This window comes from Marinobacter sp. CH_CUG1437-1, from assembly GCF_037029655.1.
Classification (GTDB): domain Bacteria; phylum Pseudomonadota; class Gammaproteobacteria; order Pseudomonadales; family Oleiphilaceae; genus Marinobacter; species Marinobacter salsuginis.
On the sequence record NZ_JAYMEW010000001.1, the window covers coordinates 289,766 to 314,964 of the forward strand.

Annotated in this window: 23 protein-coding genes and 1 riboswitch; of the genes, 9 read left to right on the forward strand and 14 right to left on the reverse strand. The window is 60.2% G+C overall.

Features of this window, described 5'->3' with window-relative positions:
- Positions 1 to 69 precede the first annotated feature (69 nt).
- The 4 genes from WA411_RS01370 to WA411_RS01385 are packed head-to-tail and all read right to left on the reverse strand — an operon-like array spanning position 70 to position 4,336.
- Positions 70 to 690: a tetratricopeptide repeat protein gene (locus tag WA411_RS01370; protein ID WP_136630670.1), complete on the reverse strand. Its 621-nt coding sequence runs from the start codon at positions 688 to 690 to the stop codon at positions 70 to 72.
- Positions 687 to 1,469 carry an SDR family oxidoreductase gene (locus tag WA411_RS01375; protein WP_136630669.1) on the reverse strand — a complete coding sequence of 261 codons (783 nt, stop codon included), beginning with the start codon at positions 1,467 to 1,469 and terminating at the stop codon, positions 687 to 689. The genes WA411_RS01370 and WA411_RS01375 overlap by 4 nt, the downstream gene beginning before the upstream one ends.
- Positions 1,456 to 3,642: an AMP-binding protein gene (locus WA411_RS01380; RefSeq protein ID WP_291905407.1), complete on the reverse strand. Its 2,187-nt coding sequence runs from the start codon at positions 3,640 to 3,642 to the stop codon at positions 1,456 to 1,458. Before WA411_RS01380 ends, WA411_RS01375 begins: the two co-directional genes overlap by 14 nt.
- Positions 3,626 to 4,336, reverse strand: a complete 711-nt coding sequence (locus tag WA411_RS01385; protein WP_291905405.1) for a thermostable hemolysin — start codon at positions 4,334 to 4,336, stop codon at positions 3,626 to 3,628. The genes WA411_RS01380 and WA411_RS01385 overlap by 17 nt, the downstream gene beginning before the upstream one ends.
- A gap of 138 nt (positions 4,337 to 4,474) precedes the next feature.
- On the opposite strand from WA411_RS01385, the gene WA411_RS01390 reads away from it, so the two are divergent.
- From WA411_RS01390 to WA411_RS01410, 5 genes are all read left to right on the forward strand, one after another.
- Positions 4,475 to 5,161: a response regulator gene (locus WA411_RS01390; protein ID WP_209399245.1), complete on the forward strand. Its 687-nt coding sequence runs from the start codon at positions 4,475 to 4,477 to the stop codon at positions 5,159 to 5,161.
- Positions 5,152 to 6,573: an ATP-binding protein gene (locus tag WA411_RS01395; protein ID WP_291905402.1), complete on the forward strand. Its 1,422-nt coding sequence runs from the start codon at positions 5,152 to 5,154 to the stop codon at positions 6,571 to 6,573. The genes WA411_RS01390 and WA411_RS01395 overlap by 10 nt, the downstream gene beginning before the upstream one ends.
- Positions 6,574 to 6,666: 93 nt before the next feature.
- Entirely contained in the window at positions 6,667 to 7,434 is a 768-nt protein-coding gene (locus WA411_RS01400; RefSeq protein ID WP_291905401.1) for a glycosyltransferase family 2 protein, read from the forward strand.
- A 1-nt stretch (position 7,435) separates the two neighbouring features.
- A complete protein-coding gene (locus tag WA411_RS01405) occupies positions 7,436 to 8,104 on the forward strand; it encodes a TVP38/TMEM64 family protein (RefSeq protein WP_291905398.1) in 669 nt (222 codons plus the stop codon).
- 9 nt (positions 8,105 to 8,113) lie between these two features.
- Positions 8,114 to 9,862: an ArnT family glycosyltransferase gene (locus tag WA411_RS01410; RefSeq protein ID WP_291905396.1), complete on the forward strand. Its 1,749-nt coding sequence runs from the start codon at positions 8,114 to 8,116 to the stop codon at positions 9,860 to 9,862.
- On the opposite strand, the gene WA411_RS01415 is transcribed toward WA411_RS01410, so the two are convergent.
- Together WA411_RS01415 and WA411_RS01420 are read right to left on the reverse strand one after the other, a co-directional pair.
- Positions 9,859 to 11,271 carry a sensor histidine kinase gene (locus WA411_RS01415; protein ID WP_291905395.1) on the reverse strand — a complete coding sequence of 471 codons (1,413 nt, stop codon included), beginning with the start codon at positions 11,269 to 11,271 and terminating at the stop codon, positions 9,859 to 9,861. The two genes, WA411_RS01410 and WA411_RS01415, sit on opposite strands and share 4 nt — an antisense overlap.
- Positions 11,268 to 11,993, reverse strand: coding sequence for a response regulator (locus WA411_RS01420; protein WP_291905393.1), 726 nt, complete (start codon positions 11,991 to 11,993; stop codon positions 11,268 to 11,270). Before WA411_RS01420 ends, WA411_RS01415 begins: the two co-directional genes overlap by 4 nt.
- Before the next feature lie 218 nt (positions 11,994 to 12,211).
- Between WA411_RS01420 and WA411_RS01425 the strand changes: the two genes are divergently transcribed.
- Both WA411_RS01425 and WA411_RS01430 read left to right on the forward strand, forming a co-directional pair.
- Complete coding sequence (locus tag WA411_RS01425) at positions 12,212 to 12,565, forward strand: hypothetical protein (RefSeq protein ID WP_291905391.1); 354 nt, start codon at positions 12,212 to 12,214, stop codon at positions 12,563 to 12,565.
- A gap of 63 nt (positions 12,566 to 12,628) precedes the next feature.
- A complete protein-coding gene (locus tag WA411_RS01430; RefSeq protein WP_291905389.1) occupies positions 12,629 to 13,153 on the forward strand; it encodes a cytochrome b in 525 nt (174 codons plus the stop codon).
- Between the two features lie 30 nt (positions 13,154 to 13,183).
- On the opposite strand, the gene WA411_RS01435 is transcribed toward WA411_RS01430, so the two are convergent.
- The 5 genes from WA411_RS01435 to WA411_RS01455 form a co-directional block, all read right to left on the reverse strand.
- A complete protein-coding gene (locus tag WA411_RS01435) occupies positions 13,184 to 14,032 on the reverse strand; it encodes a sulfurtransferase (RefSeq protein WP_291905388.1) in 849 nt (282 codons plus the stop codon).
- Between the two features lie 69 nt (positions 14,033 to 14,101).
- Entirely contained in the window at positions 14,102 to 14,866 is a 765-nt protein-coding gene (locus tag WA411_RS01440; RefSeq protein WP_069182615.1) for an ABC transporter ATP-binding protein, read from the reverse strand.
- Positions 14,866 to 15,840 (reverse strand): FecCD family ABC transporter permease, encoded by a 975-nt coding sequence (locus WA411_RS01445; protein ID WP_209399258.1) that lies wholly within the window; start codon positions 15,838 to 15,840, stop codon positions 14,866 to 14,868. The genes WA411_RS01440 and WA411_RS01445 overlap by 1 nt, the downstream gene beginning before the upstream one ends.
- The gene (locus tag WA411_RS01450) at positions 15,827 to 16,711 is read right to left on the reverse strand and encodes a cobalamin-binding protein (protein ID WP_291905384.1); all 885 of its coding nucleotides are present in this window, start codon (positions 16,709 to 16,711) and stop codon (positions 15,827 to 15,829) included. The genes WA411_RS01445 and WA411_RS01450 overlap by 14 nt, the downstream gene beginning before the upstream one ends.
- A 30-nt stretch (positions 16,712 to 16,741) precedes the next feature.
- Positions 16,742 to 18,580: a TonB-dependent receptor plug domain-containing protein gene (locus WA411_RS01455; protein ID WP_291905382.1), complete on the reverse strand. Its 1,839-nt coding sequence runs from the start codon at positions 18,578 to 18,580 to the stop codon at positions 16,742 to 16,744.
- A 135-nt stretch (positions 18,581 to 18,715) separates the two neighbouring features.
- Positions 18,716 to 18,938: riboswitch (cobalamin riboswitch) on the reverse strand.
- A gap of 121 nt (positions 18,939 to 19,059) precedes the next feature.
- Between WA411_RS01455 and WA411_RS01460 the strand changes: the two genes are divergently transcribed.
- Positions 19,060 to 20,934, forward strand: a complete 1,875-nt coding sequence (locus tag WA411_RS01460; RefSeq protein WP_291905380.1) for a putative nucleotidyltransferase substrate binding domain-containing protein — start codon at positions 19,060 to 19,062, stop codon at positions 20,932 to 20,934.
- Positions 20,927 to 21,655 (forward strand): 3'-5' exonuclease, encoded by a 729-nt coding sequence (locus WA411_RS01465; RefSeq protein WP_153634265.1) that lies wholly within the window; start codon positions 20,927 to 20,929, stop codon positions 21,653 to 21,655. Before WA411_RS01460 ends, WA411_RS01465 begins: the two co-directional genes overlap by 8 nt.
- Here WA411_RS01465 and msrB read toward each other — a convergent pair.
- The 3 genes from msrB to WA411_RS01480 all read right to left on the reverse strand — a co-directional run bounded on the left by msrB (position 21,650) and on the right by WA411_RS01480 (position 25,129).
- Positions 21,650 to 22,867: a peptide-methionine (R)-S-oxide reductase MsrB gene (gene msrB, locus WA411_RS01470; protein WP_291905378.1), complete on the reverse strand. Its 1,218-nt coding sequence runs from the start codon at positions 22,865 to 22,867 to the stop codon at positions 21,650 to 21,652. The genes WA411_RS01465 and msrB overlap by 6 nt on opposite strands.
- A gap of 79 nt (positions 22,868 to 22,946) precedes the next feature.
- The gene (locus WA411_RS01475; RefSeq protein ID WP_291905376.1) at positions 22,947 to 24,425 is read right to left on the reverse strand and encodes a sensor histidine kinase; all 1,479 of its coding nucleotides are present in this window, start codon (positions 24,423 to 24,425) and stop codon (positions 22,947 to 22,949) included.
- Positions 24,426 to 24,427: 2 nt separating this feature from the next.
- Positions 24,428 to 25,129 carry a response regulator transcription factor gene (locus WA411_RS01480; RefSeq protein ID WP_291905374.1) on the reverse strand — a complete coding sequence of 234 codons (702 nt, stop codon included), beginning with the start codon at positions 25,127 to 25,129 and terminating at the stop codon, positions 24,428 to 24,430.
- Positions 25,130 to 25,199: the final 70 nt, after the last annotated feature.

Genomic DNA, 25,199 nt, shown 5'->3' on the forward strand with positions numbered 1-25,199 from the left:
TTTCACCCCTCTCCATTAAAGAGTGTAGCCCACGCTGACAGGAAGCAAACCCGTTCTGAAGAGGACGAATCAGAGCGAGTCCAGGCGGCTCCTGGCTTCTTCCCGCCGACCGGCATCGGCGACGTCTCGTCCGGCCCTGTCGGGTGCATCGAGGACTTTCTGCAGATAACTCCGGGCGCGTTCCGGCTCGCCCTGGTCCAGCAGGAAATCGCCAAAGAAGAAATTGGCATCCATGCCATCAGGATTGATGGCCAATGCTTTCTGCAGATACTGCCGGGCCTTATCATCATCACCAAAGCCCAGGGGCCAGCCAGGGACCTGGTAATAAAGGCTGCCAAGAGAGGTGTACGCCGAGCCATCCAGCGCGTCGGGATCAATCTCAAGGGCCGCTTCCAATGATTTACGGGCCTCCTTCACCAGCCCCAGGGCCCCCAGGCCACCTTTGGCGCCGGCGTAGGTGCTCAACACTATACCCTGCCAGATCAGAGGCTCTGCCCGGCCCGGATAATGGGCGACGAACTGTTCTGCCTCATCAGCCAAACCCTCAAAGGCTTTCTCTTTCTCGTCCGCCGGTACCTGATACTGAATCTCCGCCCAGCGATGCTGGATACCTGCCAGTTCGGTCTCCAGAGCCGCCGCCCAGAGTGGCTGGGCCGCCAGGCACAGAATCACCAATAGCACTCGTTTCATGACAACACTCCCGGATTCAGAAACCGCCGGATGACCGGCAATTGCTTCAGCATCGCCTTGTCGACAATTCTCGGCAGGATGCCGTTGATCACCACAAACAGCTTTTCCGGCCAGCCCAGGAAGCGCCGGCGGTCGTCGTTTTCCATGGCGGCAAGAATCTGTGACGCCACCGCTTCAGGCGCGTCCATGGCATTGCCCAGTGCCCGGTTAAGCTCATTTACGGCTTCCGGATTCATATCCGTGGCGGTGGCGCGCGGCGCTACATAGATCACCTGAACCGGGGTATCGGCCAGCTCCCGGCGCAGCGCCTCGGTGAAGCCCCGCAGACCGAACTTGCTGGCGCAATAGGCGGTGTAACCCGGGAAACCGATGCTGCCAAAGGTAGAACCCACGAACACCAGCGCCCCCTGCCCAGCTCTTTCAAACCGTGGCGCAAAATGCCTGGCTACAATCATCGCTGACCGGAGATTGACGGCGATCTGTGCGTCCAGGTCACTGACGGCCATATTGCCCAGGCTGGCAAACCGGTTCTGCCCGGCACAGTGGATAACGCCATCAATGTCCGGATAGGCATCGCCAAGGCGGTCCAGCTGCTGGTCTAGGTCCGGCGCTGACAGGTCCAGGTGAGCAAGCGAGACGCCCTCACGATGCTCAAGCTTTTCCGGGTGCCGGGAAGCAATGATCACCCGGGCACCCGCTCTTACCAGAGGTTCGACCAGCGCCTTGCCGATGCCTCCTGTACCACCCAGCAGCAGGAAAACGCGGTCATGCAGCCTCATGTTGTTGCTCCTTCCGGCTTTCGGGCAGGGGAATGCTGTGCAGCATGTCGCCATAAAGCCGATAGACCATGCGCGCCGCCTCAATGATGGCCTGCTGGTCTTCCGGATCGGTGATGTCGTTCATCAGGTTCCGGAAAAACTCGAAATGCTCCTGGTCCAGGGCTCCGTGAGAGTACAGATAGCTGAAGGCCTCATCCGGCAGCCCGAGCTGCTTCTGAATGGCCTCACCAAGCGGTGTCGCCAACTCAATCGACGTACCTTCAAGCACCTGGACCATGCCGAAGAACGCCGCCGGGTTGCCGCGGTTGATGCGGTCATAAAGGTAGGCAACCATCAGCTCGATGGAGGTATCCGGACTGCCATGACGGATGGCTTCCTTGTCTTCTCCGCAGGCCTCAAGATCGTTGAGAATCCACTCGTGGTGGCCGTACTCTTCCTCGATGTACTCCACTAGCGCCTTGCGCACAAATTCCAGACGCTCGGGCAGACGGCCGCCGCAGGCCATCATCAGAGGCACCGTGTGTTTGACGTGGTGATAGGCCTGGGTCAGGAACCAGGTATAGCCCGTCAGATCAAACCGACCCTCGCGGATGGCTGCAATAACGGGTGCGCCGGTTACGTGGGCGCGGGCTTGCGCAGTTTCGGACTGCAGTCGATCGAAAAATGCCATGAAAGATCCTCCTGGCGTGTTTGAAAAATCAGTGGTTGAGATGGAAAGATTCATGAAAACCGGAAATGCGCCGGCCAGCAGGCTCGGCAGGTCGTCCTGAATCTTCTGGCGTACGGGCCGTCCGTTTGCGGTCAGATACCCGTCGGCCTGACTCAGTGGCTGACGGCGGATATAAACACCGGACAAACGGGCGTAATCGGGCAAGGTGTCGTTCAGGGATTCCAGCTGGGGACGCAACACATCCGGTGAGCGGCCATCCTGGACAACCACGAGGGCGGAAGGGTGGGGGTCGCCATCACCGAACACCACCGCCTGGCGCGCGCCGATCGCCTGGATCAGTTCACTTTCCAGCCACTCGGGGCTGATATTGCGGCCAAAGCTGGTAATCAGGAGATTCTTTGCGCGACCACTGACCGACAGGAAGCCCTCGTCATCCCGGGCACCCAGATCACCGGTATCCAGCCATTCCTCGCCTGCCGGTTCATCCCCCAGGTAGCCGAGATGGGTATTGCCCGCCACCAGAATGTGGCCCCGCTCGTCCACCTGTACCTGAACGTGGGAAAGTGGTTTGCCCACCGACCCTTCGCGCTCGGTCCCCGGCACGTTCAATGCCACCACGGAACCGCACTCGGAAAGCCCGTAACCCTCATAGAGGGGCAGGCCGGCACTGCGGCCCCGGGCAAGCAGATCAGACGAAACCCGTCCGCCGCCAACCGCCAGAAACCGGAACGAATCGCTTTTGAGATGCTGCTGTTCGGCCGCAGACACCAGCGCCATGGCCAGTTCTGGTACCAGGATCAGCGAGTGTGGCTGGTGCCTATTAATGCCCTGCACCAGCCGCCCGAATTCCAGGCCACTGCTGCCGGTCATGCCCAGATCCTGCAAGGGAGCGACCATCACCGTGCTGCCCATCAGCAGGGGCAGGTAAACACCGGCAATGTTCTCCAGCAGTGTGGCCAGCGGCAGGATGCACAGGTGCTTCTCAAGCTCGACCCCGTCCAGCCGCTCCTTCAATGCCAGCGTGGTGGCCGTCATCTGGGCTACCGACAGGCAAACGCCCTTGGGGTTGCCGGTGCTGCCAGAGGTGAAGGTGATCTTTGCGGTCTGCTCCGGCATCCAGGCCCCGGCAGCAGACACAGGCAGATGCTTTAACCAGACGCCATGGCCGATGTGTTCGCCGCCATCGATTTTGTCCGCAGACAGCAGGCAATCAAGGTCGGCACGTTCAATCAGATGCTGAGTCTGTGTTCTGGAGAAAAAAACCGGCACCGGTACACACACCACATTGGCCAGCAGGCACGCCAGATCCGCAAGAATCCAGGCCACGGAATTGTCACCACACAAGCCGGCCCGGCGGACACCCAACCGTGTCAGCTGATCGGCCAGGGCAGCGGCCGCCTGCATCATCTGGGCATAGCTGAACGCTGAATCGGGCCCCTGAAGCGCGGTGCGCGAGGGTTGATCAGCGGCCTGGCGTTGCAGAAGTTCAGGCAATGTGGCCATAGGAACCTCCTGCCATCGCCTCGCTCCCGGCGGCTTCAGACTCAACGGGCTGAATCAGCCTGAGCAGACCCGCACTCCTGAGGGCTGACATGCCATCGGCCACCCGGATGGCCATGACCACCGGATGATGGTCGTAATAACGCCCCCAGCCGGCGCCCCCATCGGGCAACCGGGCAGGATCCGCCGTCGCCAGAACCTCGGTGGCAATACCCAGGCGGTGAAAACTGTTGCGCAGCTGATCCGTGCCGGTGCACACCACCCAGTCATAGCCGGCCCCATCCAGCCACACCGACAGCGAGGCAAACAGAAACCGGCTGACGCCGGCTTCAACGCCGGCCAGATGGGCAATCTCGGCAATCCGATGGCGCTCGACACCCGCAACCGGCATCACCGATTCCACCGACACCGACAAGTAGTCTTCCAGAAACAGCTTTTCCAGCGCGGCGTTTCGTACACCGACCGCTGCCAGAAGGCTGCCCTGGGCCGTGGTCAGGGCCAGGAGCGCAGGTATGCGCAAAGAAGGTTCAGCGCCATAGGCATGCAGGAAGCGGCGGCGAATAAAACCCGCAACCGTCTCGGCCATGGTCGTGTCAGGACGGATCTCGTTAAACCAGCGACCGGCACAACGGATGACCGGAACCACCTCCCCGGAATCCGGGGGACAACACGTGGACATCATCAGCGGGTCTGTCATAAAAGGCCTCCCTTTGGGTACGCCTTCCAGACTAGAGCGCCAGCCTTAACCCAGGCTTAAGAGCCGCCAGAAGTTTTCTTAAGCTGGCCTTAAGATTTCTGTGCCAGAATGATCACCAAAGCGGTAACAGGACCTGCCATGCGGATATTGCTTGTAGAAGACGACCATCACCTGGCCAATACCATGCTGGGGATGTTGCGTGACGGACAGAACACGGTGGACTGGCTCGACGACGGACAGCAGGCATTGGGCGCGCTCACCAGCGAACACTTTGATCTGGCGATCCTTGATCTGACCCTGCCCCGTGTAGATGGCCTGGACATTCTGAAGACAGCCCGGAAACAGGGTGTGCAAACGCCGGTAATCATCCTGACTGCAAGGGCCGGCCTGGATGAAAAGCTGACCGGTCTGGATGCCGGTGCCGATGACTACCTCACCAAGCCCTTCGCCATGGCGGAACTCAAGGCCCGAATCCGGGCGGTCACCCGTCGGGGCTCGTCCGTGCCGCAGAATGGTCTGACGGTGGGCCAGCTGGTTCTCAACCCTGATTCCGGGCAACTGACGTACGGCGACGAGACCACCACACTGCCCCGCAGTGAATTCCAGATTCTTCACTACCTGATGCGACACCCAGACCAGGTCGCCACGCGACGACGGCTGGAGGAGCAACTTTACGGCTGGGATCACGGCGCAGAAAGCAACGCCCTGGAGGTGCATATCCACCACCTGCGCCGCCGGGTTGGCAAGGAGACCATCCGGACCATACGCGGCGTGGGCTACCTGCTCGACAGCCAGGCTGCCGCCAGGGTGACCGAATGTCCCTGACCCGCACCCTGACGCTGCTGGTTACCTCCACCGTTCTGCTGATTGCGCTTGTAGCCGCAGCCTGGAGCTACATCGAAAGCAACCACGAGCTGGAGGAACTGTTTGACGCTGAACTGGCACAGAGCACGAGGATCGTCCAGGGTCTGGTTCAGCACCTGGCCGACACCCAGTCTGTAGAGCAGCTGCCCAAGACCCTGAGTGAAACCCTGGAGCTGCCCCGACCCGACACGCCAGGAGTGGATTTCGAAGCCGACAATAATGAAATCCTGCCCGGCGGCACCGGGCACAAGTACGAGAAGAAACTGGCGTTCGAGGTCTGGACCCCCGACCGCGAACCATTGCTGGATACCCTCAAAGCCGACGATACCGAAGGACTGACACCCGGCTATTCCTGGGCAGAATCCAGTGGCTTTCGCTGGCGAGTATTCACGCTTCAGGACCCGGCCACCGGTTTCTGGATCCGGACAGCACAGCGCGAGGATATTCGTGAGGAGCTCAGCGAGGAACTTGCCCTGGGAAACATTCTGCCCCTGTTGATTGCCCTGCCCCTGCTGTTACTCGCCGCCAGCGCAGCCATCCAGTTCGGCTTCAGGCCGCTCCTGAAGCTTGAGCGCCCAATCCGCAACATGGCCCCGGAAAACATTCACCCACTGGACGACCGGCAGGCACCGAAGGAGGTCGCCGGTCTGGTGCAAGCGGTGAATGGCCTGCTCAGACGACTCAACCAGGCCCTGGAGCGTGAAAGACGGTTCTCTGCCGATGCCGCCCATGAGCTGCGAACGCCACTGACCGCCCTGCGACTGAACCTGGAAAAGGTCTACGAGAAGGATCCCGAACAATACGGTGACCTGATCCAGTCCGTGGACCGCATGGTGCACCTGGTTGAACAGATGTTGCTGCTGAACCGCGTCGACTCCGGTGCCGATTTCACGCCGGAATACCACAACCTGTCGGCCATCGTTGAGCAGAGCATTGCCGATGTGGCCCCCCTGGCCCTGAAAAAGCACATCGACCCGGTACTCCAGGACGATGCCGGTCAGGCCCTGGTCTCCTGCCACAGCGCGCTGATCAACACCCTCATGCGATCCCTGCTGGCGAACGCCATCCAGTACAGCCCCGAGCACACAACGATAGAGACACACCTGACGCCATCCGGCGAGGGATACCACATCACCGTGTGCGACCAGGGCCCCGGCATTCCTGCCGAGGAGCGCGAACGGGCGCTGAGCCGCTTTGTCCGACTGGACCAGCGGCTCGGTGGCGGCGCCGGTCTCGGGCTGGCCATCGCCCGGCGTATCGCGGAACTCCACGGTGGCCAGCTAACCCTCAGCGACCGGCCGGATGGCAACTCCGGCCTGTGCGTCAGCATCTGGCTCCCGGCCCGTGCGACTTCCCGTCGCAAGCAGGTTTAAGGTTGTTTTAAGGTTTGAAGAGGATACTCCGGCCCAAGTGAACAGGGCCGCCAGACGGCCCGGTTGATATTCCGTTTTCGAGGATGTCTCTAAATGGGTCAGGAAAGAACTCTGTCGCTGGTTATCCCGGCCAAGGATGAAGAAGCCAACATCGCTACCCTGCTGACCGAAGCCTACGGGGTAATGCGTGACTATCATGGCTTCGAGGTGGTGCTGGTGGATGATGGCAGCACCGACAGCACGTTGGACACAGCCGTGAGAACCGCCCGGGCCCTCGGTGGCCGCTTGTTGACCATTCGTCACGAGCGCAGCATCGGCCAGAGCGGTGCCTTGGCATCGGGTATCCGGCAGGCGAGGAGCAGGCTCATCGTTACCATGGATGGCGATGGCCAGAACGATCCTGCCGACATCCCCGCCATGCTCCAGAAAGCCAACACCCTGCGGAACCCGGATTTCTGTATTGCCGGCTATCGCAAGAATCGCAAGGACACCGCCTGGAAACGCTTCCAGTCCCGCCTTGCGAACCGCGTGCGGGATGCGCTGCTTCATGATGGCGTGCCCGATACCGGCTGCGGCCTGAAGCTGTTTCCACGGGAAACCTTCCTCAAACTGCCCTGGTTCGACCACGGCCACCGTTTCATCCCGGCGCTGGTACGGGGAATTGGCGGTGACATTGCCATCGTGGAAGTCAACCACCGCCCACGCACCGCCGGCGTATCCAAATACAACGCCTGGAACCGGACCTGGGCCGGTATCCTGGACCTGCTCGGCGTGCTCTGGTTACTGCACCGCACCCGGGTTCCTGTTGTCAGCAGTGCTGGACAGGCCGACCCACAGGCGTCGGTAGCGGAGCGGTCCTGAGATGATCAACGGTTCCCGCTGGCTGGCCTTCGCCGCGCTGGTTCTGGTTGGCTACCTGACCATCCATAACGGCTGGCTCGACTTTATTGCCGACCAGAATGAAGTGGCGAACTATCTCCACAGCCATGGTGTCGGCGGATTGGTGGTGATTACTCTCACCGGGGCATTGTTTACCGGTCTGGGCGCTCCACGCCAGTTGCTCGCTTTCGTGCTGGGCTTTGCCCTGGGCGGGCTCAATGGAACGCTGCTTTCGACTTTGGCCGCCGCCATTGGGGCCACCGGCTGTTTCCTGACCGCCCGCTGGCTGCTGAGAACGCCGTTGAGCCGGCGGTTCAGCCACCGAATGCAGCAGTTTGATCGCCTGTTCCGGGAGCAGACCCTGCTGAAAGTTCTCATGGTCCGCTTGCTGCCCGTGGGCAGTAACCTGGTGACCAACCTTGTCGCCGGCTGCTCCGGGATCCGTTTCTCGCCGTTTCTGTTTGGCAGCACCCTGGGCTACCTGCCCCAGATGCTGGTGTTTGCCCTGGCCGGTGCCGGTATCGGCAATGCCAATGCCTATCAGCTTGCCGTGAGCATTGGCTTTTTCATTCTCGCCTCGCTGATTGGAGCCTTTCTCTATCACAACCAGAGGGCCAGGACGCTGGCCGATTCCGTTTCCGACTCTCTCTGAGACCGACCCATGCCTGCATCCCCCTTCGTCCGCCACCTGCCGGACACCCTGTTCAACCTGTCCCGCAATCAACTTCTGCTCTTATTGCTGGCCTTTGCCGCAGTCGTGATTTTTACCGGCATCGGACTACGTTCCCCCTGGCCTGCCGACGAACCACGGTTTGCGGAAGTGGCCCGTGAAATGGTCGCCTCCGGGCAGTGGCTCATCCCCATGCGGGGTGGCGAGTTCTACCCGGACAAGCCACCGGTGTTCATGTGGAGCATCGCCTTCTTCTACTGGCTGACCGGCAACCTGAAGATTGCCTTCCTGCTGCCCAATGCACTGTGTAGCTTGCTGACACTGGGACTGGTCTTTGATCTGGGCACCCGCCTGTGGAACCAGCGAACCGGTGCCATCGCATTAATGTTGCTGATGCTTGCGCCCCAGTTCGTGATCCAGGCCCAGAAAGCCCAGATCGACGCTATGGTCGCCTGCTGGATTGCGGTTGCCTGCTATGGCCTGATCCGCCACTTTTTCACTGGGCCCGCCTGGGGCTGGTACTTTGTCGGCTGGGCGTTTATGGGGCTCGGAATCATCACCAAAGGGGTTGGCTTCCTGCCGGCGCTGATGCTCATTCCGATCGTGGTCATGAAGCTTCGCGATCGCACACTGTTCCGTGGCACGCTCACCTGGCGCTGCGCACTGGGCCCGCTGGCCATGCTGGCCGTGGTTGCCGCCTGGCTGATTCCCATGGTGCTTTACGTTAACAATCTCGGCACCGAAGAGGCCCTGGCCTATCGGAACAATATCCTGTTCAAACAAACCGGCGAGCGTTATGCCGACTCCTGGGGCCATATCCAGCCCTGGTACTATTACCTCACCAGCGTAATCCCCTCGCTCTGGTTTCCGCTTCCCCTGTTGCTGCTGGCCTTGATCCGGCCCCTGTCTGAAACCGCCCGGTACCGCCCGATTATTCCGGTGCTTCTGGGCTGGATTGCCCTGGTTATCGTGTTTTTCAGCCTCAGCCCCGGCAAGCGCGGTGTTTACCTGTTGCCCGCATTGCCCATGCTCGCGCTGATTCTCGCCCCGCTTCTCAGTGCCCAAAAGCCAGCACGCTGGTTTCCGCCAATCCTGACGGGTTTACAGTTCTTGCTCGGTGTTGCGTTGATGGCAGTTGGCATACTGGCCTGGACCGACCACCCCAAGCTGGTTGAAAAGGTGGCCGACTACAGCACCGACCCGGACAAACTGCACGAGGCGGGGACGTTCATCTTCGTCATAGGACTGGCGTGGCTGATCACCCTGTTCGGGTTCTGGCGCTCCCGTGCCCTCGGGCGTCTGTTCCTGGCCATGATGATCACCTGGCTGCTGCTGGGCACCTGGGGCTATCGAATTCTTGAGCCACTTCGAACCCCCCGCAACGTTCTGGCCGCCGCAGAACAGCATATCCCGGCCGGCGGTCAGCTCGGTATGATCGACTTCCGGGAACAGTTCCTGCTGTTTTCAAAGCGCGATTTCACCCATTTCAGTTTCTTCACCGGTCGGGAACAGGAGAACCGCAATGCCTGGTTGTGGATGAAGGAAACACCGGATAGCTACCTGCTCGTGGCCGATCAAATTGAGCTGCCCTGCTTCACGAAAGACGGTGCCATTCCCGTGGGCACGGCTCACCGTGACAACTACCTTTTGCTTTCCGATGAACAAATGAAACCCGGCTGCACGCCGCCGGACAGGATCAAACGCTTTACCACGCCCCGCCCAGGCAGATGGCTCGATTAAAGCGGCAAAGTGACTGACACCTTGAGGCCTTTGCCGTCTGGGCCGGCGTCAAAATGGATGTCGCCGCCCATACCCCGGATCAGCGTGCGGGCGATGGCCAGTCCCAGGCCTGCGCCACCCGTTTCGCGGCTGCGGGACTGTTCCAAACGGTAAAACGGTTCGAAAACCCGCTCCCGTTCCACTTCAGGAATACCCGGACCCTGATCAACAATCGTCACAACCGCTTCGGTGTCCGTTGTTGCCAGGGTTACGTCCGCCTGCTCGCCGTAATTAACCGCGTTCTCAATCAAATTGCGCAGGGCACGTTTGACGGCTTCGGGCTGTCCCTGGAGCACACATCTCGGACTGTCCTGGCAGTGAACCGCCAGCCCCATTTCCTGTAGGTCTCCACACAGGCTGTCCAGCAGGGTGGCCAGATCATAACGGCGGTGCTGTTCGGTGGTGCTGCCCCGGATGAAGTCGAGGGTGGCCTCGGCCAGATGCTGCATCTCCCGGAGGGCATCCAGAAGGCGATCCCTGTCCTCGCCTTCCGGCAGCATTTCCACCCGCAGCCGCATGGAGGTGATGGGTGTCCTGAGATCATGGGCCAGGGCCGCCAGCAGCCTTGCCCGGTCTTCTTGGGCGCGGCCAACCTGATCCTGCATCTGGTTGAAGGCACGGGTTACCTCACGAACATCCTCTGGCCCCTTTTCAGAAATCCGGACTTTCTCCCCGCGTCCAAACGCGTGGGCGGCCCGGCTCAGCTCATTCATTGGCCTCAGAATTCGACGGACCGCCAGCAACAGGGTCAGCGTAAGCAGCACGGCGGTAATCCCGACGCTGGTGAGCGTGGCCTTTAGCCAGAGCCAGGAAGGCGCTGGTGGCCTCGCTTGGGCGTTGAACCACTGGCCAGAGGACATGGCCAGGGAAACCCCCAGGACCGGGGGGCATTCATGCCGTTCATCCCGATGGTCGTCATCATCACGATGTTCTTCATATTCATGGTGCTCATCATCCTCATCGTCATGCCGCTCACGTTTCCGGTGGTCATCGCGATCGGGCCGGCAGTCATCCTCGTCCGCCTCCATAGCCGTTCGAACCTGCTCAACGGGCAACCCCAGCTCCCCGGCCAGCCGGCGCGTCATGCCGGAGGCCTGGTCCTCGGTCAGATAGGGCTCAGGATCGATGGAAAGCCGCAGGGTCGGGCTGGAGAGTGCCCGCAGGATACGCTCCTGACGTTCCGGATCCGTGGTATCAGCCAGGGTGTAGCCATCAGAAACCCGTTGGAGGACGTGTTCCAGGCCCGCACTGCGCAGCGCACCCTGGCGTTCACCCGCCAGAATAACGATGGTGATAGCCTGGGCCACCAGCAGCACCAGAATCAGTAACAGCGCCAGTTGCCCGCCAGCTCGCCTTGGCCACAGCCTCATTTTTCAGCCCCTTCCACCGCAGCAATCCACTGATAACCACCGCCCCAAATCGTCTTGATCAGCCTGGGGCTGCGGGCATCCGGATCGATCTTGCGGCGCAGGCGACTTACATGGTTATCAATGCTGCGGTCGAAGGCATCCGCCTCTCTACCGAGGGTCAGATCCATCAATTGATCCCGGGATAACACGCGACCGGCGTGCTCCAGGAAGGCGAGCAAAAGTTTGTATTCAGCGGTACTCAGTGAAACTTCAACACCTTCCGGATCGACCAGTTGATGGCGGTCGACGTCCAGCTTCCAGCCTTCGAACGTCAGACACTGCCCGGCCATGGGACTGCGTTGCGGTGGCAGCGCTGTGGTCCGGCGCAAAACCGCTTTTATGCGCGCCAATAACTCCCGGGGGTTGAAGGGTTTGGTGAGGTAATCGTCAGCGCCCATTTCCAGGCCGACGATGCGATCGGTTTCCTCGCTCATTGCAGTGAGCAGTATCACCGGCAATTCGGTGTGCTCGCGAAGGTAACGGCAGAGGGTGAGGCCATCGTCGCCGGGCATCATGATGTCCAGCACAACCAGATCGACGGACTGCTGTCGCAGCTGGCGCTTCATGGCATCGCCGCCATCCGCCAGCAGCACCCGCAGACCATGCTCCTGCAGATAGCGGCCGACCAGATCGCGAATGTCTCGATGGTCATCGACGACCAGAATGGTGGGAGAGTCGCTCACTCGTTACTCCGTTGGATTACCGTCTGCCCCGATTATAGGGGAGTCGAGTTTCCCAATGGGCGCGATCTTGTCAAAAACCGTCGCAAATCCCGGCCTTGCGAAAAGTTGCGACAAACTCGATGGGTCACCGAGACAATTCTGCGACGTTTCCTTGGTGCAATAACTCCCGACCAACGATGACATTCCGTCATGGGTTTCACCAACCAAGGAGTTCGACCATGAAGAAAACTACCACCATTGCTGCTCTCTCCATCGCTGCACTGCTCAGCGCCACGCCACTATTTGCGTCTGCCGATGACGACCACGGGAGAGGTGACTGTGACGATCGATACGAGAATCGCCATCACGGCAAAGCCATGGGTTCCGATCTGAAGCAGTACAGCACCGAAGAAATGCGCATCATGGCCTATGGCCAGGCGCTGAGACGCTTCGGCCCGGGCGTGGAAGTGTCCGTTGAGGAAACGACCGATGGCACCTACCGGATCCAACTGCGAGATGCCGAGCAGAATCTGATCCGGGAGCATGAGTTCAACCAGTACGGCGCCCCGGTTCGCGGCGGACACCGGAGCTGATCACCATCAGCAGGCGCGGGGCCCGGAGGGTGCCCCGCCATCATTTGATCAAGGAGAATCACGATGACATTGATGGACGCTGACGACCGCTATGGTGCCGTTTCCCGGGCTGTGCACTGGATCATGGCGGTTCTGCTGCTGGTCATGCTTGCCAGCGAAGTCTGGTTTGAGGCTTTGGAACATTCCCTCTCCGAGGCGTCGTTGATGGCCTGGCACCAGAGCCTGGGCCTGACCATCTTCGGGCTGGTGATCTTTCGCGGCCTGTGGCGCTGGCTTAACCGGGCACGTCTGTCACCACCGGCACACTGGGCAACCATGGCCAAACTGGGACACCTGGCGCTTTACGCCCTGATGATTCTGATGCCGCTGTCAGGCCTGGCGACGTCCCTCGGTGAAGGCGATCCGGTTACCTTTTTCGGCTGGACAGTCTTTGGCTACGGTCCGGAAACGGAATGGCTGGAAGAGAGCGGCGAAGACGTGCACGAATTACTGACCAACGTGTTGTTGGTAATGATTGGCCTACACGTGGCGGCTGCCCTGGCGCACCAGTACCTGCTGGGCGACCGAATCATGAAGCGCATGGCCTGACAGCCCGTAATACACGAAAACCCTCCTGGCTCAAGCCACCGGCAGCGATTCGTCGCTGCCCCAGTCCGCCCAGGAACCATCGTATAGAGAGAGCTGGTCATACCCGGCCAGCTCCGCCGCCAGCAGAATGATGCAGGCGGTGATGCCGGAGCCGCAGGAAAACACCAGTTGATGCCCGTTTCCAGGCTGAAGATTCGGCGCAAGCTGGTTGAACGTTGTTTTCAGCTCACTGACCGGTTTGAACCGGTAACCATCCAGCACCTCGGTAAACGGCAGGTTGAGAGAGTTCGGTATATGGCCGCCGCGCACACCCGGACGCGGTTCCGGCGCCTGGGCCAGGAACCGCGCCCGGGATCTCGCATCAATTACCGAGACTTGCTCGTCGTCGAGGTGCTGATACACGAACGCGGAATCCCGAACCCGTTCACAGTCCAGACGGCCCGACAAGGAGCCGGAAAAAGCCGCTTCTTGAACCGGAGCCGACACCGTTTCACGCCCCTCCGCCAGCCACAGAGGCAGGCCACCATCCAGCACGAAAACATTGTCCAGGCCCATCGACCGCAGAATCCACCAGGCCCGGGGCGACGAGTAGATTCCCTGGTTGTCGTAAAGCACCACCATGCTTTCGGGCGTTATCCCCAGTCTGCGCACTTCCTGCGTGAACTGGTCTTCGGTTGGAAACGCATGGAGCTGGGACGATTCGGTATCGCAGAGTGTTCCTTCAAGGTCGATCTTGTAGCTCCCCGGTATCCACACCGGCTGGTCGTAAACGATCGGCTCCTTGCCAATCACCGTGGCCATACTCGCGTCGATCAAAACCAAACGGTCGTTATCGAGGTTTTCCTGCAGCCAGTCGGTGGTTACAAGTGGGGACGTCATGGTGTTGGCCTTGTTGGTAATGTAGTGACTATATAACCAGTAACTGAGGCGTGGATAAAGCCTCGCAATCTAGCCCGGCACAAACACCGGAAAGCCATCCAGTTCGGCAGATAGCAAACGCTGACCAAACAGGCTCTCAAGTGCAGAGGTTACCAGCATGTCGCGGGCCGGGCCCCAGCAGGCCTGCCCGTCGGGGTACAGGAGGAGGATCTGGTCGCACCATCGGGCGGCCAGGTTCAGGTCGTGCAGGCACATGAAGATTGCCTTGCCCTCCACCGCTTGTTGGCGAAGCAGTTTCATAACGGCGGTCTGGTGCTGTAAATCCAGGTGATTGGTCGGCTCGTCGAGGAGCCAGATTTCCGGGCTTTGGGTCATCAGGGTGGCAATGGCGACCCGTTGGCGTTCGCCGCCGGAGAGGGTGTTCACCAGGCGATCCTTCAGGTGGATGACGTCCAGCGCTTCCAGTGCTTTTTCCGCAATCGCGAGATCCTCGCCACTCTCCATCTGCCAGGGGGATAACCAGGGGTGGCGGCCGATCAGGGCGGTCTCAAGGACCGTGGCCGGGAATCCATCCTGCCGGTCCTGGAATACCAGGCCCATCTGCTGCGAGACGGTCTTGCGGCGGATGTCGTGCAGCGGGGTGTCGTCGAGTAGCAGCTGCCCGCTTCTGGGCTCCCGCAATCCTGCCAGGGTATGCAACAAGGTGGTTTTACCCACACCGTTAGGGCCAAGAACGCCCCAGACCTGCCCGGGCTCTATGGCCAGATTCAGGGGGGCACCTGAGGCTCGCCCGGGAATATCGATCATCAGCGCTTCGGTGGCCAGGCGTGTCATCATCGGCTCCGATACAGCAGGTACAGGAAGGTTGGCACACCGATCAGTGCGGTGATCACGCCCACCGGCAATTGCTCCGGTGCAATCATTACCCGCGCCAGCGTGTCTGCCAGCACCAGCAGCGTGCCGCCGGCCAGTGCGCAGGCCGGCAGAATCAGCCGCTGGTCGTTCCCCAGCGCCAGCCGCAACATGTGGGGCACCACCAGGCCGACAAAGCCAACCGAACCGGCCATGGTGACGGCGGATGCGGTCAGCAGGCTGGCCATAAGGTAAATCGACCATTCCAGTGGCCGCACCGAAACGCCCAGCGCCGCCGCCTGCAGGGAACCCCGGGCCAACACGTTCAGGGCCCGGCCCAGCGGAAACACCATCAGGCACACGGCCACAAGAATAGTCAATCCCGGCCAGGGCCTGGCTGTGTTGGAAAGATCGCCCATCAGCCAGTACAGCATGCCCGGTAATCGACTGGCCGGGGTCATCGAGAGGATCAGTGTGATGATGGCGCCCCAGCCGGCGGCAACCACCACGCCGGTGAGCAACAGCCGCGAGGGCGTCCAGCTGCCACTGCCGTGGGCCAGACCAAACACCAGCAAGGTGGCCAGCATGGCACCGGCAAACGCGGAGCCGGACACCAGGAAACCGGCAGCGCCGGCCAGCATGGCCAGTAACGCACCCACGGCGGCACCGCCAGACAGCCCCAGCACATAAGGGTCTGCCAGGGGATTTCGCAACAATACCTGCATCAAAGCCCCGGCTACGGCCAACAAACCGCCTGTTGCAAAGGCACTCAGGGTGCGGGGCAGACGCAATTCAAGAATCAGCGTTTGCTGCAGTTCAGTGCCACTGCCGGTTATCACCCGCAGAGTGTCCCCAAAGCCGATGGCGGTGCTGCCGATACTGACGGAAAGCAGAGCCGCCAGAAAACCCGCCAGCAACAGAATAAGAAGCGGTTTGTACGGGCTAGAGATTGGCACGGGCCTGCTCCAGGGTCTGGCACAGGTGTCTGGCGCCGTCTGCCATACGTAGCGTGGGGCGCGCCAGCAGATCGGGTGGTTCCAGGAAGAGGTTGCCTGAGGCTACCGCGGCAAGGCCCGGGAACTCTCGCCAGGCCTCAAGCCATTGCCTGTCATCCGACGAGCCGGCCGTGATAATGGCTTCGGGGTTGGCTTCGAGCACCGCCTCCCGGCTGATCCGGGGCACCAGCCGTGGCAGCTCGCCAAACACATTCACGCCGCCGCACAGGAATATGGCTTTGCTGATCAGTTCTTCCCGGTTCACGGTCATCAGGGGCTGGTCCCATATCTGATAGAACACCCTGACCGGTCTGGCATCGGCATACCGGGCTTTCAGTTCGGCCATCTCTGCGCGAAACGCTTCGGCCCGCTCGTTGCCGAGTTCGGGTGAACCCGTCAGCAATGCCAGATCCGATACTGCCATCGCAATGTCGTCGAAGGTTCGCGGAGCAAGCCAGAGAACCGGAATACCAAGACCCGACAGCCGTTCCAGCTGGCTGCGGGAATTGCCATCCACCCAGGCCACCACCAGGTCCGGTGCCATCGAAACGATCGCTTCGAGGTCCAGACGATTGCTGTCACCCACCTGCGGTAAGTACTCGGCCTCTGGCGGGTAGTCGCTCCAGGCACTCGCCGCCACGACCATTTCGCCGGCACCGGCGGAGAACAACAGCTCCGTGGCGCCCGGTGACAGAGAAACAATACGCTGCGCTGGCTCGGCCAGGCATACCTCCTGGTTCAGTGCATCGCGTGCGCAGGGTCCCTCGGCCTGCGCCAACGAGGGCGCAAGCAGAGACAGTACACACAGTGCAGCGAGCCAGAGGTGCCTCATAGAGGGCGGGAGCCTCTCAGATCAATGAATTTACTGCTGGAAATCATAGCGCACCGAGGCCATGAAGGTTCGTCCGGCGGCCAGATAATCAAAGGGCGCGAAGGTCGCACTGTCATACCCGATGCTGGTGGCATAGCGACGATCCAGCACGTTATCGACCTTGAACGAGGCCGACCAGCCAGGCTGGAAGTTCCAGGCCGCTCTCAGGTCTACCGTGCCATAGCCCGGTAGCAGACTGGTATTTGCCGCATCGTTGTAGCGGTCACTCTCAGCAATAAAGCTGGCGCCCACAGACCACTGTGAGAACAGGCGATCGATATCCAGACGCAGGTTCTTTTCCGCGCGGCGTGGTAAACGGGCGCCGGTATCGCGGTTCTCGGTATCCGCGTAGGTTACTGCTGCCGCCAGATTCCAGTCAGCCGTCTCGATACCGGAAGAAACCTCAACGCCACGGATTCTGGCCGTCTCGACGTTTTCCATGGTGCCCTCAAAGGTCACCGGGTCAGACACGTAGGTAATCAGATCCTTCACGTCGTTCTGATAAAGCGCAATGTCCCAGTACCACTGGTCATATCGCCCGGAGAAACCGGCTTCGACCATCTGCCCCTCTTCCGCATCGAGGTCAGGATTACCGGTGTAGAACGGCACCGTCAGGTAAAGGTCATTAAAGGTGGGTGCCCGGAACGATGTCGCATAGCTGAGGCGAAAGCGATGGGCGCGGTCCAGCTGGTGACCGAAGGCCACACCGCCAGTTTCCTCTTTGCCATAGGCCTCGTTGTCATCCAGACGCAGACTGAGCATCAGATCGGTGGCATCAAAGTTCAAACGGCCCTGCCCGAAAACCGCGCTATTGGTCCGGCTGTCCTCTGTGAAGTTGCTGGTGCCATCGACTTCGTCAAGCATGACCTCCGTACCCAGAACCAGCTCATGAACACCGGCCGTCAGGGTGTTTTCCCAGCGCGCGGAGCGAGACAGGGTGTCGAACGTGCTGGGATTGGCTCCGAAGGTATCCTGTTCGTCACGGGCTTCCGAGAACTGGATCCGTGTGCGCCAGTAGTCACTGGCAACCGCTTCCAGATGCAGCCCCATGGCACGGATCAGGAAATCGGTATCACCGCCTTCAAACTCGGTATTACCTTCAGACTGGAACACCGTCAGCCCTGCGCCGCCGCCCTGGTCAAAACTGTGGCTCAGTTTGGCCAGGCCCCCAGCGTTCCGGAATCCTTTGTCCTCGCCGCCAGCACGCAGGTTCGTGCCATCGGTATCCGAATAAACGCCACCGGCCAGGAACGACGAACGGCCTTTCCGGCCAGCCAGTCCGGCCGTTACCTCACGGGTTTGATGGGAACCGCCTTTCAGCTCGCCCCAACCCTGGCGCCCGGCCTCCGGTTCCAGGGTGAACGCCTGGATGACGCCACCGACCGCATCGGCTCCGTAGAGGGAGCTCTTCGCGCCCCGCACCAGCTCAACCCGCTCCATCAATTCGGGAGGCAAAAACTGCCAGGGTGGGATACCCGCGGAGGCAGAGCGCAGGCGGATACCATCGAGAAGCAGCACGGTACCTGAGCTGCCCGCGCCACGCAGGAATACGCTGGTAGTCTTGCCGTAGCTGCCGTCCGATACCACGTTGATCCCCGGCTGGGCGCGCAACAGGTCGCGGAATTCCGCGGGCTGTTGCCGATCAATATCCTCTTTCTCGATGACCGTCACTGAAGACAGGCTCTCGCCAACGGTCTTGGGGCCCAGTGTCGCGGTAACCACGATCGGATCCAGGGCATCGGATTCTGGAGAAGACTGGGCCGAAACGGCCAGAGGCAGGGCGGCCAGGGAAACGCCGGCCAACAAAACAGGGCATTGAATTCTGAACATAGAGCTTGCTCCGCACTCCGCGCGCACCCGCACGGGAATCTGGTTTTCGTTGCGGAACAGGGAGTAGGGGCAGGCGGTAGACTGGCAACAGAAAAGCGGAACCGGCATATCACCCACCCAGGTTGCCCACCGCAACATCGGGTGTTTTTCCAGGCCGGTCTCCGGGCTGGCAGGCGGAACCTGGGGTTCCCGGGCAATCACCTTCCCATGTCGTGGCGACACAGTGGCGCATAGATTGCCGTTGTCCTGCTTACCGTTGCGGGGGCAGCATCGGACTTGCACTGGCTGTGCCAGGCTCACCGATTTCCCGTTTCACCCGTCGCGCTTTGCGACGGACACCTGAAAAAAGTGTGGCAAGGCTAGCAACACCCGGGTAACCGGTCAATGAAATCCATCAAAGGTCGGCATGGCCGCAGGCCTCTGCCACTGCTATATTCCTTGACTGACAATCACTTTTCCTCGCCAGAACAGGGAGTTTTATGCAGGCTGAGCTCATCGACATCCGCAATCACTTGGCACAATACCCGCCGTTTGACGAGATGCCCGAGGAGCTGCTCGATAGAGTGGTTGGCGAAATAGAGGTTGTGTATTCCAAGGCTGGCAGCCAGATCCTGGAGCTGGGTGACCCGAGCCGCTGGCTCTTTTACGTGCGCAGTGGCGCCGTTGAAATCTACCGGCGAACCGGAGAGCTGTATAACCGAATCGGTGAAGGTGAGGTCTTCGGCCAGTTTGGCCTCCTGATGAACAGGAAGGTACGTTTCCCTGCCAAAGCCATCGAAGACACCCTGCTCTACAAGATCCCTTATGATACGTTCCAGTACCTCTGGGAAAATGACGACAACTTCGCCGATTTCGTTGAGATCGAAGACCGAAGCCGCCTGCGATCCGCCGTTTCCCGACGTGAAAAATCCAACCAGTTGATGACGTCCAAGGTTACCCGGCTGATATCCCGCGAACCGGTGACCGCGCCCTGCACCGTCCGCCTGCAGGAAGCCGCCCGGATCATGACCGAAAACGGCGTCTCGGCACTGCTGCTGATGGACGAGGAGGGCGACAAGCCCTTGCTCAAGGGCATTATCACCGACCGCGACCTGCGCACCCGGGCCCTCAGCGAGGCATTAGCCTCCGAAACGCCTATCAGCGAGATCATGTCGGAGGATCTGATCACCATCCGTTCGAACATATTCATCTTCGAGGCCATGCTCACCATGCTGCACAACAATGTGCACCACCTGCCGGTGATGGATGGTGATGAGGTTCGCGGCGTCATTGCGCTGTCTGACATCGTGAAGTACGAGAGCCAGAGCAGCCTTTACCTGGTCAGCAACATCTACCATCAGCAGGATGTGAAGGGCCTGAAGAAAATCAGTCTGGATGTGCGGGACAGCTTTGTTCGCATGGTGAACGAAGACGCCAACTCCCACATGATTGGCAGTGCCATGGCCGGGATCGGGCGCAGCTTTACCCAGCGCCTGCTGGCACTGGGCGAGGAGAAACTGGGGCCGCCACCGGTGCCCTATTGTTTTATGGCGCTGGGGTCCATGGCGCGGGACGAACAGCTGGTCGTTACCGACCAGGATAACGCCATGATTCTGGACGACAGCTTCGTGCCGGAAGAGCACGATGAGTACTTCCTGGCCCTGGCGAAATTTGTCAGCGATGGCCTTGCGGAGTGCGGCTACACCTACTGCACCGGCGACATTATGGCCACCAACCAGAAATGGCGGCAGCCACTGCGGGTCTGGAAGGACTACTTCACCGACTGGATTGATAACCCGAAGGCCGAAGCCCTTCTGAACAGCAACATCTTCTTTGATCTGGACGGTATCTACGGGGAAACCGACTTTGCCGAACAACTGAAAACTCTGGTGGCCGAAAAGGCCAGCAACAGCCAGCGGTTCCTGGCAATGCTGGCCCGCAATGCCCTGAACCGCACGCCCCCGATCGGCTTTTTCCGGACTTTCGTGCTGGAAGAAGATGGCAAGCACCAGAAGACCTTCAACCTGAAACGTCGGGGTACGGCGCCCCTGTCAGACCTGATCCGGGTTCACGCCCTGGCCTGCGGCTCCCGCGCACAGAACTCGTTCGAGCGTCTGAAAGCCATCGGCAACACCAAGCTGCTGCTGGAGGACGATCTGGGCAACCTTCGGGACGCCCTGGAGTTCATCTCCATTGTGCGTATTCGGCACCAGGCCCTGGCCATCGAGGCGGACCGACAGCCGGACAACAACGTTCGGCCCGAGGACCTTTCACCGTTTGAGCGCAGCCACCTGAAAGACGCCTTCCAGGTGGTCAGCGGTGCCCAGAAGTTCCTGAAATTCCGGTATCACGCCACGGTGGCTCGTAATGTCTAGTGAGGAGCAGGCCGGGAATTCTGTTACACGCCTGCCATGGCCCGAGCAGTTCGAAGCCCTGGCTGAGCAAAGCAAGTCACCGATTCTGAAAGCCTTTTACGAAAGCGGGTGTGTGTCGCCGGAGACGCCCATGTCCGACGTGCCTTTTGTCGCGCTCGATTTCGAGACGACCGGCCTGGACGCCAGTCAGCATTCGATTGTCAGTATCGGCCTGGTGCCGTTCACCCTCGATGGCATCCAGTTGGGAAAGGCCCGGCACTGGATCGTGCGGCCCAAGCTCCCGTTGCACCAGACCTCAATCACGATTCACGGCATTACCCATAGTGATATCGACCAGGCACCGGATATGAAAGATATCCTGAAGGACCTGTTTGCCTGCCTGAACGGCCGCATCCCCGTGGTTCACTACCGCAATATCGAGAGATCATTTTTCGACGTTGCACTGCAGTGGCGACTGGGGGAAGGCATCCGGTTTCCGTTGATCGATACCATGGCTATCGAGGCGCATCTGCACCCCGACCGTAATCCGTCACGCTGGCAACGATTGCTGGGGAAAAAGCCCGTGTCCATTCGACTGGCTGACAGCCGGCTGCGTTATGGGCTGCCTCACTATGCCGCCCATAACGCCCTGATTGATGCGGTTGCCACGGCCGAATTGCTGCAAGCACAGGTATTGCACCATTTCAGCCGGGAGACCCGTATCGGGGATCTCTGGCTATGATGCCGGCTTGACGTCGTCAATCCACTCACCATAGCCGGCCTCTTCCATCTCCTCCAGCGGGATGAAGTCCATCGCCGCAGAATTCATGCAGTAGCGCAGCCCGGTCGGCGCGGGACCATCATTGAATACATGCCCAAGGTGGGAGTCCGCGTGAACGCTGCGGATTTCCGTGCGGGTCATGAAGAAGGAATTGTCCTCGCGCTCTACCACCGCATCAGGGGTGATCGGCCGGGTGAAGCTGGGCCAGCCGGTACCGGATTTGTACTTGTCCCGGGATGAGAACAGGGGCTCGCCAGAGACAATATCCACGTAGAGTCCTGGTTTCTTGTTGTCCCAGTACTTGTTATTAAACGCGGGCTCGGTGCCGTCTTCCTGGGTAACCTCGTACTGCATATCGGTCAGGTGCTGTTTCAGCGACTCCCGGCTCGGCTTTTCAAAGCTTTCAGGGTCAAAGCCACTACCCATCTGGCCCGATTGTTTATTGGCTCTTTCTCTGCCCACCAGGTTGTCACTGGCATCCACCGTGGCGTTCTCCTGGAAACGGGTGTAATCAAGCTCGTAGTCTTCGCCATACACCTTCTCGATAAACTGATAGCGGCCAGAGTTGAAGGTGTAGAAGTTGTAGCGCACCGGGTTCTTGTCGTAGTAATCCTGGTGGTACTCCTCGGCCTCATAGAACTTCTCAAATGGCACGATTTCAATCACCACGGGCTTCTCGTAGACCCCGGAAGCCTCCAATTCTGCAACGGCTTCCTCCGCCAGGCGCTTCTGCTCGGCGTTATGGTAGAAAATAGCGGGCCGGTACTGCTGGCCCCGGTCCACGAACTGGCCCTGATTATCGGTCGGGTCCATGATCCGCCAGAGCGCTTGCAACAGCCCCTCGTAGGTCATTTCGTTCGGGTCGTAATAGACCTGTACCGCTTCGGTGTGGCCAGTCTGCCCCGAGGCGACCTGCTTGTAGGAAGGATTTGCCTCTTCCCCGCCGGCATAGCCGGAGACAGCTTCCACCACGCCCGGCACCCGTTTCTCGTACCCAGCTTCGACACACCAGAAACAGCCGCCAGCAAAGGTTGCCACGGCCAGACCCGGTTGATCCGGTGCGTATTTGCTCATCTGCGACTCCGGCTTTTCGGCAACCGCGTTGGTGGTGACGAGCCCGGCAACAGAGACCAGCGCCAGTGCCGAAAATATACCCACAATCTTGCGTTTCATCAGACTTCTCCTTTACGTGATTCCATTCCTAAAGCGTAAGGTCGCGGATTCACGAAAACGTTCATCAGGTGTTACGAATTCATAACGTTGTGGATTTTTCGGCGGCCAGGGGGAGCCAGACCGTGAACACGGCACCATCGGCATTGCGAACAGAGAGTTTTCCCTGCTGCAGTGACACCATTCTCTGGGCAATGGCCAGGCCAAGACCGGCATGTCCTGTTCGGGAAGCACCAGTAGCCTGATAGAAAGGTTCGAAGATGTGTTCCAGGTCCTCATCATTGATGCCGGGTCCGGCGTCCGCGACAGTGATTGCGGCACCGCCCTCCCCTTCGACAACGCCCAGCGTAATCGCCGAGTTCTTTGGCGAATGGCTGATGGCGTTACTGATCAGGTTGTCCAACACTCGCTCGGTCATGGCAATGTCCGCCAGCACCTGGACCGGCGCCACGGAGACAATAGAGAGCTCAACACCCGCGCGCTCCGCCTCAGGCTGATGTTTCTGCACCACATCATGTAGGAGTTCGGCAACCACAAATGGTTCCGTCTTCGGCTGCTTTTCCCGGGCATCCAACGCCGCAAGCTCGAACAGTTCCTCCACCAGGCGACCGAGCCTGTGACTCTCGGCGAGGGCCACATCCAGGAACCGGGCACGCTCATCGGCGCCAAGCGTGTCCTGTTTCAGCCGCAAGGCTTCGATATAACCCTGAACGGACGCCAGGGGCGTTCGCAAATCATGGGAGACCTGGGCAACCAGTTGGCGGCGCTGGGCATCCTTGTGCTTCAGTAGATCCAGCTGGGCAACAATCCGCTGCGCCATCTGATCAAACCGGGCGGCCAGATAATCAATGTCATCGCCCTTGCCAGCAACCGCAGACGTGCTCTCTGGAGACATTTCCCGCTCGAAGGATTCTACCCTTTCGGTCAACCGAGACAGCCGACGCGTCAGCAGCCGGAAAAACACCAGGCCGGCCAGCAAACCGACGAACAGGCTCACCGCCAGCGCGACTGCGCCCATCTGCAGGAGGCGGTTACTGTGCACCATGCTCTCGGCCAGATCGTATTCCTCACCCCGCAGAACCACATAGAGGTAGCCTGACGGGTTTTCAGCCGATGGAACGGGCGTTACCGAAAAGACCTTTCGCCGGTCGTGGCTGCGCGGGTCATCACCGGGAAGCGGATAGGCGTCAGGGTTTTCGATCAGGGTCTGGATTGGTTCCAGGGACACACGGTTGCGCTTGATCTTGGCCGGATCCGCAGAGTAGGAAAGGATGTTGCCGTCAGTATCCAGCAGATAGATCTCGATGCTCGGATTGATCGTCATGTACAGCTCGAACAGCTGCTTCAGGGCGTCCCGATTGAGCTCGCCATCGGTGACCAGGTTGCGGTCCGACACCAGATTACGGGCAAGATCCCGGTTAAGCTGCTGGTTCACCGCGGCCGAGTATTCCCGCACCGAAGACAGGCTCAGAAAGGTGAAGAGGCCTCCTACCACCAGCAGCAACAGGAACAGACCAATGGCCAGCCGGGCATAGAGGGTTCTGAAGACAGACAGGGCCATGATCAATCCATGAACCGATAGCCAACGCCCCAGACCGTCTGGACATATCGGGGCTCGGCGGGGTCGGCTTCAATCTTGTTGCGAAGGCGGTTGATATGGGTGTTCACGGTGTGCTCGTAGCCCTCATGGTTGTAGCCCCAGACGGCATCAAGCAACTGGGCCCGGCTGAAAACCCGGCCCCGATGGGAGGCAAAGTGCCAGAGTAGGTCGAACTCGCGGGCGGTCAGGTCCACCTCCTTCTCATCGACAAAGACCCGCCGGCGAACCGGGTCGATTTTTAGCCCATCCACCTGAATCTCTTCAACTTCCTTGCTTGCGGACGAGCCCCGAGAGAGTGCGTCTACCCGTCGGAAAAGCGCTTTGATGCGGGCTGCCAGCTCCGCCACGCTGAAAGGTTTCGTCAGGTAATCGTCCGCGCCCATTTCCAGGCCCAGAACCCGATCCAGTTCCGTGCTTTTTGCCGTCAGCATCAGAACTGGTACGTAGCCCGGGCAGGCACGAATCTCCCGGCACACGGCGAGACCATCCAGGCCGGGCAGCATCAAATCCAGGATCACCAGATCGATGCCACCCTCACGGAACCGCTCCAGACCGGTATCACCCCGGTCCATCAGAACCGCCTTCATACCCAGATCCGACACCTGCATACGCACCAGCTCACCGATGCCGGGATTGTCTTCGATAATCAGTACCGTTCGTGTCATCGTAAGGGGCTCACTGCCTTCCCTGTATCGTTCGTTGCGTTCAGAGCAGAGTGTAGGCGGAAAAGTTCAC

Excerpts from the sequence above, each read along its gene's own strand:
- WA411_RS01370 (WP_136630670.1), bottom strand. The coding sequence starts at position 690 with ATGAAACGAGTGCTATTGGTGATTCTGTGCCTGGCGGCCCAGCCACTC.
- WA411_RS01375 (WP_136630669.1), bottom strand. The coding sequence starts at position 1,469 with ATGAGGCTGCATGACCGCGTTTTCCTGCTGCTGGGTGGTACAGGAGGC.
- WA411_RS01380 (WP_291905407.1), bottom strand. The coding sequence starts at position 3,642 with ATGGCCACATTGCCTGAACTTCTGCAACGCCAGGCCGCTGATCAACCC.
- WA411_RS01385 (WP_291905405.1), bottom strand. The coding sequence starts at position 4,336 with ATGACAGACCCGCTGATGATGTCCACGTGTTGTCCCCCGGATTCCGGG.
- WA411_RS01390 (WP_209399245.1), top strand. The coding sequence starts at position 4,475 with ATGCGGATATTGCTTGTAGAAGACGACCATCACCTGGCCAATACCATG.
- WA411_RS01395 (WP_291905402.1), top strand. The coding sequence starts at position 5,152 with ATGTCCCTGACCCGCACCCTGACGCTGCTGGTTACCTCCACCGTTCTG.
- WA411_RS01400 (WP_291905401.1), top strand. The coding sequence starts at position 6,667 with ATGGGTCAGGAAAGAACTCTGTCGCTGGTTATCCCGGCCAAGGATGAA.
- WA411_RS01405 (WP_291905398.1), top strand. The coding sequence starts at position 7,436 with ATGATCAACGGTTCCCGCTGGCTGGCCTTCGCCGCGCTGGTTCTGGTT.
- WA411_RS01410 (WP_291905396.1), top strand. The coding sequence starts at position 8,114 with ATGCCTGCATCCCCCTTCGTCCGCCACCTGCCGGACACCCTGTTCAAC.
- WA411_RS01415 (WP_291905395.1), bottom strand. The coding sequence starts at position 11,271 with ATGAGGCTGTGGCCAAGGCGAGCTGGCGGGCAACTGGCGCTGTTACTG.
- WA411_RS01425 (WP_291905391.1), top strand. The coding sequence starts at position 12,212 with ATGAAGAAAACTACCACCATTGCTGCTCTCTCCATCGCTGCACTGCTC.
- WA411_RS01430 (WP_291905389.1), top strand. The coding sequence starts at position 12,629 with ATGACATTGATGGACGCTGACGACCGCTATGGTGCCGTTTCCCGGGCT.
- WA411_RS01435 (WP_291905388.1), bottom strand. The coding sequence starts at position 14,032 with ATGACGTCCCCACTTGTAACCACCGACTGGCTGCAGGAAAACCTCGAT.
- WA411_RS01440 (WP_069182615.1), bottom strand. The coding sequence starts at position 14,866 with ATGACACGCCTGGCCACCGAAGCGCTGATGATCGATATTCCCGGGCGA.
- WA411_RS01450 (WP_291905384.1), bottom strand. The coding sequence starts at position 16,711 with ATGAGGCACCTCTGGCTCGCTGCACTGTGTGTACTGTCTCTGCTTGCG.
- WA411_RS01455 (WP_291905382.1), bottom strand. The coding sequence starts at position 18,580 with ATGTTCAGAATTCAATGCCCTGTTTTGTTGGCCGGCGTTTCCCTGGCC.
- WA411_RS01460 (WP_291905380.1), top strand. The coding sequence starts at position 19,060 with ATGCAGGCTGAGCTCATCGACATCCGCAATCACTTGGCACAATACCCG.
- WA411_RS01465 (WP_153634265.1), top strand. The coding sequence starts at position 20,927 with ATGTCTAGTGAGGAGCAGGCCGGGAATTCTGTTACACGCCTGCCATGG.
- msrB (WP_291905378.1), bottom strand. The coding sequence starts at position 22,867 with ATGAAACGCAAGATTGTGGGTATATTTTCGGCACTGGCGCTGGTCTCT.
- WA411_RS01475 (WP_291905376.1), bottom strand. The coding sequence starts at position 24,425 with ATGGCCCTGTCTGTCTTCAGAACCCTCTATGCCCGGCTGGCCATTGGT.
- WA411_RS01480 (WP_291905374.1), bottom strand. The coding sequence starts at position 25,129 with ATGACACGAACGGTACTGATTATCGAAGACAATCCCGGCATCGGTGAG.